This window comes from Macromonas nakdongensis, from assembly GCF_002837145.1.
GTDB lineage: Bacteria > Pseudomonadota > Gammaproteobacteria > Burkholderiales > Burkholderiaceae_C > Macromonas_B > Macromonas_B nakdongensis.
Genome location: NZ_NWMV01000013.1, coordinates 25406 through 37456 on the forward strand (window position 1 = coordinate 25406; position 12051 = coordinate 37456).

Sequence of the window (12051 nt, forward strand, 5' to 3'; positions counted from 1 at the left end):
TCACCGGCCGGCGGGCGCCGCCGGCTGGGCCCACCAGGTGTCGAGGGCCCAGCCCTCGCCGCTGGCATAAGGGGGCATCTGCGCCGGCCGGGCCAGGCGCCAGGCGTTGTAGGCCAGCCGGTGCGTGGTGGCCGACCACTGCGGCACCAGCACATGGCTGTGGCTGATGGCACGGTCCAGCGCCCGGCAGGCGGCCAGGAAGTCGGGCCGGGTCTTGGCCCCGGTCATGCGGGCGATCAGCGCGTCCACCGCCGGGCTGGACACGCCGGCGAAGTTGCCCGAGTCCTCGGTGCGCGCGGCCACGCTGCCGAACAGGTCGGCGTATTCGGCGCCGGGGTTGTCGCTGCCCTGGTAGGCGATGGAGATCAGGTCGAAGTCGAAGCTGCGCAGGCGCTGCTGGTACAGGGCAAAGTCGACCGGGCGGTACTTCAGCTCGATGCCCAGCTTGCTCAGGTTGCGCGCCCAGGGCGTGACCACGCGGGCCCCACCCTCGTTGCTGTCCAGGTACTCCAGCACCAGCGGCTCGCCCCGGGCGTTGCGCAGCTGGCCGCCCTGCACCGTCCAGCCGGCTTCGCGCAGCAGGGCCTGGGCGCGGCGCAGGTTGGCGCGCAGGCTGCGGTCACCGTCGGTGCGCGGCGGCTCGAACATGGGGCCGAACACCGCCGGCGGCAGTTGGGTCCGCCAGGGCGTGAGCAGGGCCAGCTCGGCCGCGTCGGGCACGCCCTGTGGCGAACAGTCGGTGTTGCCGAACAGCCCGCGCACCCGCCGGTAGGCGCTGTAGAACATCTGCCGGTTCATCCACTCGTAGTCCAGCGCCAGGCCCAGGGCTTCGCGCACGCGGATGTCGTCCAGCGGCGGACGCCGGGTATTGAGCACGTAGCTCTGGAAACCGGTGGGCAGCCGGTGGGTGAACTCGCCCTTGACCAGTTCGCCGCTGGCAAAACGCTTGCCGCTGACGCGGCGCGCCCAGTCGCCGGCCGAGAAAAAGCGCATCAGGTCGAACTCGCCGGCCTTCAACGCTTCGAGCTTGGCGGTGTTGTCCTTGTAGATCTTGACCGTGATGCGGTCGAAATTGGCCGTGCCGCGGCGCACCGGCAGGTCGCGCGCCCAGTATTGGGGATCGCGCAGGTAGGTGATGTCCTTGCCGAAACGCACCGGGCCGATGCGGTAAGGCCCGCTGCCGATGGGCGTGTCCATCACCACCTGGTCGAAGGTCTTGCGCTGGCCGGTCTTGGGGTCGGGCTCGTCGCCCCAGGCGCGGCTGAACACCGGCAGGCCGCCCACCGTCAGCGGCAGTTCGCGGCTGGCCTTCTTGAAGCGGTAGCGCACGGTGCGTTCGTCCAGCACGTCCAGGCCGGCCACGTCGGCCAGCACCGTTTTGTAGGCGGGCGAGGTGTGCGGCCCCATCAAAGTGTCGAAGCTGTGCTTCACGTCGGCGGCCAGCACCGGTTGACCGTTGTGGAAGCGGGCCTGCGCCCGCAGGCGGAAGGTGACCGACAGGCCGTCCGGCGCGGCCTGCACGTCCTCGGCCAGCAGGCCGTAGGCGGCCCCGCTCTCGTCGGCGGCCCCCGTCAGCAGCGTGTCGAACATCAGGTCCGACAGGTAGGCCGGCGCACTGCCGCGCAAGGTGAACGGGTTGTATTTGTCGAAGGTGGAGGTGCGCAGGTTGCTCACGAGCCGCAGTTCGCCGCCCTTGGGTGCCTGGGGGTTGACGTAGTCGAAATGGCCGAAGCTGGCCGGGTACTTGAGTTCGCCCCACAGCGCGTAACCGTGGGCCGCCCAGGCCGGCGACGCGGCCACACAGGCCCAGGCGCCCGCCATGGCCAAGTGGCGCCAAGCGAGCCAAATGGCCGAGCGGGTGGGCATGGACCGAGACCAGGGGGAGAGCATGCGACAATTCTGCAGGATTTTTACTGGAGATTTGACCCATGGGTTTTCTGGCTGGCAAGAAACTGCTGATCACGGGCGTGCTGTCCAACCGTTCCATCGCCTACGGCATCGCCAAGGCCTGCCATGCACAGGGCGCCGAGCTGGCGTTCAGCTATGTGGGCGAGCGCTTCAAAGGCCGCATCACCGAATTTGCCGCCGAATTCGGCTCCAAGCTCGTGTTCGACTGCGACGTGGGCGACGACGCCCAGATCGCGCAGCTGTTCAGCGACCTGTCGGCCCACTGGCCCACCTTCGACGGCTTTGTGCACGCCATCGGCTACGCCCCGCGCGAAGCCATCGCTGGCGATTTCCTCGACGGCCTGAGCCGCGAGGGCTTCCAGATCGCGCACGACATCAGCGCCTACAGCTTCCCGGCCATGGCCAAGGCCGCCCTGCCCCACCTGAACGACAACGCCGCGCTGCTGACCCTGACCTACCTGGGCGCCATCCGCAACGTGCCCAACTACAACACCATGGGCCTGGCCAAAGCGTCTCTGGAGGCCTCGGTGCGCTACCTGGCCGAATCCCTGGGCGCCAAGGGCCGCGGCCTGCGCGCCAACGGCATCTCGGCCGGCCCCATCAAGACACTGGCCGCCAGCGGCATCAAGGGTTTTGGCAAGATCCTCAACGTGGTGGCCGAGACCGCACCCATCCGCCGCAACGTCACCATCGACGACGTGGGCAACGTCGCCGCTTTCCTGCTGAGCGACCTGGCCGCAGGCGTGACCGCCGAAATCACCTACGTGGACGGCGGTTTCAGCCAGGTGGTGGGCGGCATCGCCGAACCGGCCGACGCCTGAGTTTTGAATCTTGATCAAGCAAGAGGGGCGTATCCACCCCTCTTGAAGCGCTGACGGGTCTGAGCCGGCCTCAACCGGTGGCGCGCAGGCCCACCGGCAACAAGCGCTTTTGATCGCGGTGGTCTTTCAGATCGCCGGTCGCGATGGACAGGCTGCTGTGCAGGCAGGTGTTCCCTGCATGACGGCACTCCGGGTCAATGGTTTCTGCATGACATGCGTTTGGGGACACTGCAGGACCCGGCAGCCTTCGGAGGGCTTGCCTCCCTTCGATGAAGAGGCCGTTGGGGCGTGATACCAGCACCGCTGGTTGGTCGCCTGCCTGAGGAAAATCCTGGAGTGAAACGAAAAAGCCCGAACCGTCGCCGGTCCGGGCTTTGTGGATGGGCGGTGAATGCCTTACTTCTTGCTCGGCGGCAAATCGGTGCAGGAGCCGTGCGCCACCTCCGCCGCCATGCCGATGCTTTCGCCCAACGTGGGGTGCGGGTGGATGGTCTTGCCGATGTCCAACGCGTCGGCGCCCATCTCGATCGCCAGCGCGATCTCGCCGATCATGTCGCCGGCGTGGGTGCCCACCATGCCGCCGCCCAGGATCTTGCCGTGGCCATGGGCCTCGGGCGAATCGTCGAACAGCAGCTTGGTGAAGCCCTCGTCGCGGCCGTTGGCGATGGCGCGGCCCGAAGCCGTCCAGGGGAACAGGCCCTTCTTGACCTTGATGCCCTGCGCTTTGGCCTGGTCCTCGGTCAAGCCCACCCAGGCCACCTCGGGGTCGGTGTAGGCCACCGACGGAATCACCCGGGCGTTGAAGGCGGCACTGGCCAGTTCCTGGTTGCCTTGCAGTTCGCCAGCGATGACTTCGGCCGCCACGTGCGCCTCGTGCACCGCCTTGTGCGCCAGCATGGGCTGGCCCACGATGTCGCCGATGGCGAAGATGTGCGGCACGTTGGTGCGCATCTGGATGTCAACGTTGATGAAGCCGCGGTCGGTGACGGCCACGCCGGCCTTGTCGGCGGCGATCTTCTTGCCGTTCGGGGTACGGCCGACGGCCTGCAGCACCAGGTCGTAGGTGCCTTCGCTCTTGCTGCCGTCCAGGCCCTCGAACTGGACCTGGATGCCCTCGGGCGTGGCCGTGGCGCCCACGGTCTTGGTCTTCAACATGATCTTGTCGAAGCGGCCCTTGTTCATCTTTTCCCAGACCTTGACCAGGTCGCGGTCGGCGCCCTGCATCAGGCCGTCCATCATCTCGACCACGTCCAGGCGCGCGCCCAGCGTGCTGTAAACCGTGCCCATTTCCAGGCCGATGATGCCGCCGCCGACGATGAGCATCTTCTTGGGCACGCCCTGCAGCGCCAGCGCACCGGTGGAGTCCACCACGCGCGGATCGTCCGGCATGAAGGGCAGGCGCACGGCCTGCGAGCCGGCCGCGATGATGCAGGTCTTGAAGGCCACGACCTTCTTGGTGCCCGTCTTCTCCTGCCCAGTGCCGGTGGTCTCTTCGACCTCCACATGGTTGGGGCCGACGAAGGCGCCGTAGCCGCGCACGGTGGTGACCTTGCGCATCTTGGCCATGGCGGCCAGACCACCGGTCAGCTTGCCGATGACCTTTTCCTTGTGGGCGCGCAGCTTGTCCACGCTGACCGTGGGCTGGCCGAACTCCACGCCCAGATCGCCCAGGTGCGAGACCTCGTCCATCACCGCCGCCACGTGCAGCAGCGCCTTGGACGGGATGCAACCCACGTTCAGGCAGACGCCGCCCAGTTGGGCGTAGCGCTCGACGAGCACGACCTTCAGGCCGAGGTCGGCCGCGCGGAAGGCGGCCGAATAGCCGCCGGGGCCGGCGCCCAGCACCAGCACGTCGCAGTCGATGTCGGCCGAACCGCCAAAGCTGGCGGCCGTGGGGGCCACCACCGGCGCGGCCGGGGCGGCCACCGGAGCAGCCACCGGTGCGGGCGCAGCGGCCGGAACCGGCGCCGCCGCAGCGCCCTCCACCTCCAGCGACAGCACCACCGAGCCCTGGCTCACCTTGTCGCCCAGCTTGACTTTGAGTTCTTTCACCACGCCGGCGTGCGACGACGGAATCTCCATCGAAGCCTTGTCCGATTCGACCGTGATCAGCGATTGCTCGGGCTTCACCGTGTCGCCGGGTTTGACCAGCAATTCAATCACCGCCACCGCGTCGAAGTCGCCGATGTCGGGAACCTGGATGTCCATCAATGCCATCTTGTTCTCCTTACAGCAGCACGCGGCGGAAGTCGGCCAGGATCTGGCCCAGGTACACGTTGAAGCGGGCGGCGGCAGCGCCGTCGATCACGCGGTGGTCCCAGGTCAGGGAAAGCGGCAACATCAGGCGCGGCTGGAAGGCCTTGCCGTCCCACACCGGCTCCATCTGGCTCTTGCAGACGCCCAGAATGGCCACTTCGGGCGCGTTGATGATGGGCGTGAAATACCGCCCGCCAATGCCACCCAGCGACGAAATGGTGAAGGTCGCGCCGGACATGTCGGCCGGGCCCAGCTTGCCGTCGCGCGCCTTCTTGGCCAGTTCGCCCATTTCCTGGCTGATCTGCAGCACGCCCTTCTTGTCGGCGTCCTTGATGACCGGAACCACCAGACCGTTGGGCGTGTCGGCCGCGAAGCCGATGTGGTAGTACTGCTTGTAGACCAGCGCGTCGCCGTCCAGGCTGGAGTTGAACTCGGGGAACTTCTTGAGGGCGGCCACGCAGGCCTTGATCAGGAAGGCCAGCATCGTCACCTTGACGCCCGACTTCTCGTTTTCCTTGTTGGTGGCCACGCGGAAGGCTTCCAGGTCGGTGATGTCGGCGTCGTCGTGGTTGGTGACGGCGGGGATCATCACCGCGTTGCGCAGCAGGTTGGCGCCGCTGATCTTCTTGATGCGCGACAGCTCCTTGCGCTCGATCGGGCCGAACTTGGCAAAGTCCACCTTGGGCCAGGGGATCAGGCCCAGTTCGGAGCCACCACCAGCCGCCGCAGCCGGTGCTTTCGCGGCTTGCGCCAAGGTCTGGATGGCGCCGGCCATGACCGACTGGGTGAAGGCCTGCACGTCTTCCTGGGTGATGCGCCCCTTGGCGCCGGAACCCTTGACTTCCGCCAGCGGAACACCCAGTTCGCGGGCGAACTTGCGCACCGAGGGCGAAGCGTGCGGCAGACCCAGCGCCGAGGTGGCGGTGGGGTTGTGGGCCGGCGCGGCGACCGGGGCCGACACGCTGGCCGCCACCGGAGCTGCGGCCGCAGCGGCAGCAGTTGCCACGGCAGCGGGTGCTGCAGCCACCGGAGCCGCTGCAGGTGCGCCAGCGGCGCCTTCCAAAATGGCCAGCAGGTCGCCGATGTTGACCTTGTCGCCCAACTGGACCTTGAGTTCCTTGACCACGCCCGCGGCCGACGACGGAATTTCCATCGACGCCTTGTCGGACTCCACAGTGATGAGCGATTGCTCTACTTTCACCGTGTCGCCCGGCTTCACGAACACCTCGATCACCGCGACGTCCTTGAAGTCGCCGATGTCGGGCACACGCACCTCCACCGGGCCCGCGGCCGCGGCAGGCGCTGCCACGGGTGCGGCCACCGGGGCCGGCGCCGAAACCGCCACGGGGGCGGCGCTGGCAGGGGCCGCTGCAGGCGCCAACGCAGCCGCTTCATCCGCGGCCTCCACCACCAGCACCACCGAACCTTCTTTCACCTTGTCGCCCAGCGCCACGCGCATTTCTTTCACCACGCCGGCCGTGCTGGACGGGATTTCCATCGAGGCCTTGTCGGACTCGACCGTGATCAGCGACTGCTCGGCCTGCACGGTATCGCCCACCTTCACCAGCAGTTCAATCACCGCCACTTCATCAAAGTCGCCGATGTCCGGGACCTTCACTTCAATCAGTGCCATGTTCGTGTCTCCGGTGCTTCAGGCGTACAGGGGGTTGACTTTGTCGGCGTTGATGCCGTACTTGGCAATGGCTTCGGCCACCTTGGTCGCCGGCACGGTGCCCTCTTCGGCCAGGGCCTTGAGCGCCGCCACCACGATGTAGTGGCGGTTCACCTCGAAGTGCTCGCGCAGCTTGCTGCGGAAGTCGCTGCGACCAAAACCGTCGGTGCCCAGCACCTTATAGGTGCGGCCCTTGGGGATGAAGGGGCGGACCTGCTCGGCATAGGCCTTCATGTAGTCGGTGGAGGCGACCACCGGCCCGGTGTGCGCGGCCAGTTGCTGGGCCACGAACGGCACGCGCGGCGCTTCCAGCGGGTGCAGCAGGTTCCAGCGCTCGGCGTCCTGGCCGTCGCGGGTCAGTTCGTTGAAGCTCGGGCAGCTCCACACGTTGGCGGCCACGCCCCAGTCTTTCTCCAGCAGTTCCTGCGCGGCGATGCTCTCGCGCAGGATGGTGCCCGAACCCAGCAATTGCACGCGCGGGGTCAGCTTGGCGCCTTCCTTGCACAGGTACATGCCCTTGATGATCTGCTCTTCTGTGCCGGCGGTCAGGCCGGGCATGGCGTAGTTCTCGTTCAGCAGGGTCAGGTAGTAGAAGACGTTGTCCTGCTTTTCCACCATGCGCTTGAGGCCATGGTGCAGGATCACCGCCACCTCGTGGGCAAACGTGGGGTCATAGCTGATGCAGTTCGGAATGGTGCCGGCCATGATGTGGCTGTGGCCGTCCTCGTGCTGCAGGCCTTCGCCGTTCAGCGTGGTGCGCCCAGAGGTGCCGCCCAGCAGGAAGCCGCGCGCCTGCATGTCGCCGGCCGCCCAGGCCAGGTCGCCGATGCGCTGGAAGCCAAACATCGAGTAGTACACGTAGAACGGCACCATGATGCGGTTGGACGTGCTGTAAGACGTGGCCGCGGCGATCCAGCTGCTCATGCCGCCGGCCTCGTTGATGCCTTCCTGCAGGATCTGGCCGGCCTTGTCTTCCTTGTAGTACATGACCTGGTCTTTGTCGACCGGGGTGTACTGCTGGCCCAGTGGGTTGTAGATGCCGACCTGGCGGAACAGGCCTTCCATGCCGAAGGTGCGGGCCTCGTCCACCAGAATCGGCACCACGCGCGGGCCCAGGGCCTGGTCGCGCAGCAGTTGCGTCAGGAAACGCACATAGGCCTGGGTGGTGGAAATTTCCCGGCCTTCCGCGGTGGGCTCCAGCACCGCCTTGAAGGTGTCCAACGCCGGCACGGTGAAACTTTCGTCGGCGTGGGTGCGGCGGTGCGGCAGGTAGCCGCCCAGGGCTTGGCGGCGCTCGTGCAGGTACTGCATTTCCGGCGTGTCGTCGGCCGGTTTGTAAAACGGGATCTTGGGCAGCTCGCTGTCCGGGATCGGGATATTGAAGCGGTCGCGGATGTACTTGATGTCCTCGTCCGTCAGCTTCTTGGTCTGGTGCACGGTGTTCTTGCCCTCACCGGCCTTGCCCATGCCAAAACCCTTGACGGTCTTGATCAGCAGCACGGTCGGCTGGCCCTTGTGGTTCACCGCCTTGTGGTAGGCGGCGTACACCTTCTGCGGGTCGTGGCCACCGCGCTTCAGGTTCCAGATGTCGTCGTCGCTCATGTGCGCCACCAGCTCCAGCGCCTTGGGGTCGCGGCCGAAGAAGTGCTTGCGCACGTAGGCACCGTCGTTGGCCTTGAAGGCCTGGTAGTCGCCGTCCAGCGTCTCCATCATGATCTTGCGCAGGGCGCCATCCTTGTCGCGCGCCAGCAGCGGGTCCCAGCCCGAGCCCCACAGCAGCTTGATCACGTTCCAGCCGGCCCCGCGAAACTCGCCTTCCAGCTCCTGCACGATCTTGCCGTTGCCGCGCACCGGGCCGTCCAGCCGCTGCAGGTTGCAGTTGATGACGAAGATCAGGTTGTCCAGGCCTTCGCGCGCGGCCAGGCCGATGGCGCCCAGGCTTTCCGGCTCGTCCATTTCGCCGTCGCCGCAGAAGACCCAGACCTTGCGGTTGCTGGTGTCGGCAATGCCGCGGGCGTGCAGGTATTTCAGGAAACGCGCCTGGTAAATCGCCATCAGCGGGCCCAGGCCCATGGACACGGTCGGGAACTGCCAGAACTCCGGCATCAGCTTGGGGTGCGGGTAGCTCGACAGCCCCCGGCCGTCCACTTCCTGGCGGAAGTTCAGCAGTTGCTCTTCGGTCAGGCGGCCTTCCAGGTAGGCGCGGGCGTACACGCCGGGCGACACATGACCCTGGATGTAGATGCAGTCGCCGCCGTGGCCTTCGCTCTCGGCGTGCCAGAAGTGGTTGAAGCCGGCCCCAAACATGTGGGCCAGCGATGCGAAGGAGCCGATGTGGCCGCCCAGATCGCCGCCGTCGGCCGGGTTGTGGCGGTTGGCCTTGACCACCATCGCCATGGCGTTCCAGCGCATGTAGGCGCGCAGGCGCTCCTCGATCTCGATGTTGCCCGGGCAGCGCGCCTCTTCGGTCGGCTCCAGCGTGTTGACGTAGCCCGTGGTGGCCGAGAACGGCAGGTCGATGCTGCTTTCGCGGGCCTCTTCCAGCAATTGCTCCAGCAGAAAGTGGGCCCGTTCGCCCCCCTCTTTCTCGATCACCGCGCGCAAGGCATCGAGCCACTCGCGGGTTTCTTGTTGGTCGGTGTCGAGCGGCACGTAGCCTTTGGCCGGCGCGGGGCTGTTGGACATGGATGTCTCCTGGGCGTTTGAACAAAGATAACGGTGAGCGCCTCACCGTGTCACGAAGTTTCGCACGGTTTCGATTCATTTTCAACATGCGATTTGTTTTTTTATATTATGGAATTTAAATGTCGCGTCGATCGTGGCAAGCACCGGACAATCCTCTAGACTCGCGCCATGCCCGTTCCCCCGTCCTTGAAACCCGCCACCCGGAGCGCCTCGCCCTTGACGTGGTGGCGCAACCGTTGGCGCAGCCTCCCCCCCACGCAGCAGGACAGGCTGGCCGCGATCGGCCCGCTGCTGTCGGTGTTTCTCTTCCTGGCCGCCATCTTTTCCGCCATCACCTACTTCACCCTGGAAGAAATCGACCGGGAGCAGGAGGCCGTCACCCGCGACGTCGAGTACGCCCAGCAACGCCTGCGGCTGCGCCTGCTGGAGCGCCAGGAGCAGCTGATGCGCATCGCGCGCGACATCTCCAACCGGGAGATCGAAGAAACCGAATTCGGCTTCCAGATCGAAACCCTGGTCTCCCAGTACCCCGAGTTGCTGGCGGTGACCTGGGTCAACGCCCTGCGCGAAGTGGTCACCGGCTACGCCTCGCCCAGCGCGCCGGCCCACATGGCGCGGGCCAGCGGCCAGGCCCTCTCCCCGGAAAGCACCGACGGCACCTTCGAGCTGGCCCGCGACCTGCGCCAGACCCTTTACTCGCGCCCCCTGGGCCTGCCGGGCGAAGAACGCACCATCCTGCTGCTGGTGCCGCTGAACGAGCAGGGCCGCTTCAGCGGCGTGCTGATGGCCGAATACTCGGTCGATGCGCTGATGCGTTTCGGCGTGCCCAACGAGGTGTTGGCCCGGTACGCCGTGACCCTGCTCGACGACCAGCACAACGTCCTGGCGGGCACCGCGCACGCCGTCACCCTGACCGGGCTGCGCCGCCTGCCCTGGGCCGCAAAGCCCCAATCGCACGAGATGCCGGTGTCCCCGGTCGGCAACAGCCTGGTCATCCGGGCCGAGGGCTACCGCACCAGCCGCGACACCATCGGCGAAACCTTTTTCTGGGTCGTGGGCGCGATGAGCGCCCTCACCGTCTGGATGCTGCTGGCCAACATGCGCCATACGCGCCGGCGCCTGCAGGCCCAGCGCGCCCTGGTGGCCGAAACCAATTTCCGCCGCGCCATGGAGAACTCCATGCTCACCGGCATGCGGGCACTCGACCTGCAGGGCCGGATCGCCTACGTCAACCCGGCCTTCTGCCGCATGACCGGCTGGACCGAAGACGACCTGCTCGGCCGAAGCCCGCCCTTCCCCTACTGGCCCGATGCCGAGCACGACACCCTCATGGCCCGGCTGGAAGACGAACTGCACGGCCGCTCCCTGCCGGGCGGGTTTGAAGTGCCCGTCAAGCGCAAGAACGGCAGCATCTTCTATGCGCGGATGTACGTCTCGCCCCTGGTGGACGCGCACGGCCGGCAGACCGGCTGGATGACGTCCATGACCGACATCACCGAACCCAAGCGCATCCGCGAGGAACTGACCGCCTCCTACGACCGCTTCACCACCGTACTCGACAGCCTGGACGAAGCCATTTCGGTGGCGCCGCTGGGCAGCGCCGAACTGCTGTTCGCCAACAAGATGTACCAGACCTGGCTGGGCAGCGGCGGGCGCGGGCACCGGATGCTGCTCGACCAGTCCTCCACCTTGCCGGCAGTCCCGTCCACCGAAGGGGCCGACCTGGTCGATGGCCTGGCGGGCCTGCCCACCGACACCCTGCTCGACGCCAGCGCCGAGAACGTCCAGGTCTACATCGGCGAACTCAACAAGTGGCTGGAGGTGCGCACCCGCTACCTGACCTGGGTCGACGGCCGCCTGGCGCAGATGGTCATCGCCACCGACATCACCGCCCGCCGCCTCGCCGAAGAGCAGGCCGCGCTCCAGGCCGAGCGTGCCGAAACCGCCAGCCGGCTCATCACCATGGGCGAAATGGCGTCCAGCGTGGCGCACGAGCTGAACCAGCCGCTGACCGCCATCAGCAACTACAGCAGCGGCATGATCTCGCGGCTGCAAAAAAAGCAGATCAGCGAAGAGGAGTTGCTGGGTGCCCTGGAAAAAACCGCGAAGCAGGCGCAGCGCGCCGGGCAGATCATCCAGCGCATCCGCGCCTTCGTGAAGCGCAGCGAGCCCAACCCCACCCTCTCGGACGTGGCGCAGATGGTGAGCAACGCCACCGAGCTGGCCGAAATCGACCTGCGCCGGCACACGGTGCGGCTGAACACCTACGTCGCGGCGCGCCTGCCGCGCCTGATGGTGGACCCGATCCTGATCGAACAGGTGCTGATCAACCTGATCAAGAACGGGGGCGAATCCATCGCCCAGGCCCAGCGCGCCCCAGCGCAACGGCACGTCGAGCTGACCGTGGCCCCGCGCAAGATCGACGACACCGATGCGGTCGAATTCGTGGTCCGCGACAGCGGCCAGGGCGTGCCGATGGAGCAGCTCGAACGCATCTACGAAGCCTTCTACAGCACCAAGTCCGAAGGCATGGGCATCGGCCTGAAATTGTGCCGCTCCATCGTCGAGTCGCACCACGGCAGACTGCAGGCGCGAAACCTCTACAATGGCTCGGAAATCACGGGTTGCGAATTCAGTTTCTGGATTCCTGTCGCGTCCACGGTCAATGCGTGATAACCCGGTCGGGGTCGCACCCGATGCACGAATCAC

6 protein-coding genes are annotated in these 12051 nt (G+C 66.7%); 2 read left to right on the plus strand and 4 right to left on the minus strand.

The window, feature by feature from the left end; genetic code table 11:
• Positions 1-1821, minus strand: coding sequence for an extracellular solute-binding protein (locus tag CON77_RS02250; protein ID WP_101047465.1), 1821 nt, complete (start codon positions 1819-1821; stop codon positions 1-3).
• A gap of 107 nt (positions 1822-1928) precedes the next feature.
• Here CON77_RS02250 and fabI point away from each other — a divergent pair, with 107 nt between their 5' ends.
• On the plus strand, positions 1929-2729 hold the full coding sequence (gene fabI / locus CON77_RS02255; protein WP_101047409.1) for an enoyl-ACP reductase FabI: 801 nt from the start codon (positions 1929-1931) through the stop codon (positions 2727-2729).
• A 396-nt stretch (positions 2730-3125) separates the two neighbouring features.
• Here fabI and lpdA read toward each other — a convergent pair whose 3' ends face one another.
• Genes lpdA through aceE form a run of 3 tightly spaced genes read right to left on the minus strand, consistent with a single transcriptional unit; the run spans position 3126 to position 9342 of the window.
• Positions 3126-4946, minus strand: a complete 1821-nt coding sequence (gene lpdA / locus CON77_RS02260; RefSeq protein ID WP_101047411.1) for a dihydrolipoyl dehydrogenase — start codon at positions 4944-4946, stop codon at positions 3126-3128.
• A 10-nt stretch (positions 4947-4956) separates the two neighbouring features.
• Entirely contained in the window at positions 4957-6618 is a 1662-nt protein-coding gene (aceF, locus tag CON77_RS02265; protein ID WP_101047413.1) for a dihydrolipoyllysine-residue acetyltransferase, read from the minus strand.
• An 18-nt stretch (positions 6619-6636) separates the two neighbouring features.
• A complete protein-coding gene (gene aceE, locus CON77_RS02270; RefSeq protein WP_101047415.1) occupies positions 6637-9342 on the minus strand; it encodes a pyruvate dehydrogenase (acetyl-transferring), homodimeric type in 2706 nt (901 codons plus the stop codon).
• Between the two features lie 168 nt (positions 9343-9510).
• Here aceE and CON77_RS02275 point away from each other — a divergent pair, with 168 nt between their 5' ends.
• Entirely contained in the window at positions 9511-12015 is a 2505-nt protein-coding gene (locus CON77_RS02275; RefSeq protein WP_101047417.1) for a PAS domain-containing sensor histidine kinase, read from the plus strand.
• Positions 12016-12051 lie beyond the last annotated feature (36 nt).

What these genes read in the sequence shown, in the direction of transcription:
- CON77_RS02250 (WP_101047465.1), bottom strand. Translation starts at nt 1,821, where the DNA reads ATGGCGGGCGCCTGGGCCTGTGTGGCCGCGTCGCCGGCCTGGGCGGCC.
- fabI (WP_101047409.1), top strand. Translation starts at nt 1,929, where the DNA reads ATGGGTTTTCTGGCTGGCAAGAAACTGCTGATCACGGGCGTGCTGTCC.
- lpdA (WP_101047411.1), bottom strand. Translation starts at nt 4,946, where the DNA reads ATGGCATTGATGGACATCCAGGTTCCCGACATCGGCGACTTCGACGCG.
- aceF (WP_101047413.1), bottom strand. Translation starts at nt 6,618, where the DNA reads ATGGCACTGATTGAAGTGAAGGTCCCGGACATCGGCGACTTTGATGAA.
- aceE (WP_101047415.1), bottom strand. Translation starts at nt 9,342, where the DNA reads ATGTCCAACAGCCCCGCGCCGGCCAAAGGCTACGTGCCGCTCGACACC.
- CON77_RS02275 (WP_101047417.1), top strand. Translation starts at nt 9,511, where the DNA reads ATGCCCGTTCCCCCGTCCTTGAAACCCGCCACCCGGAGCGCCTCGCCC.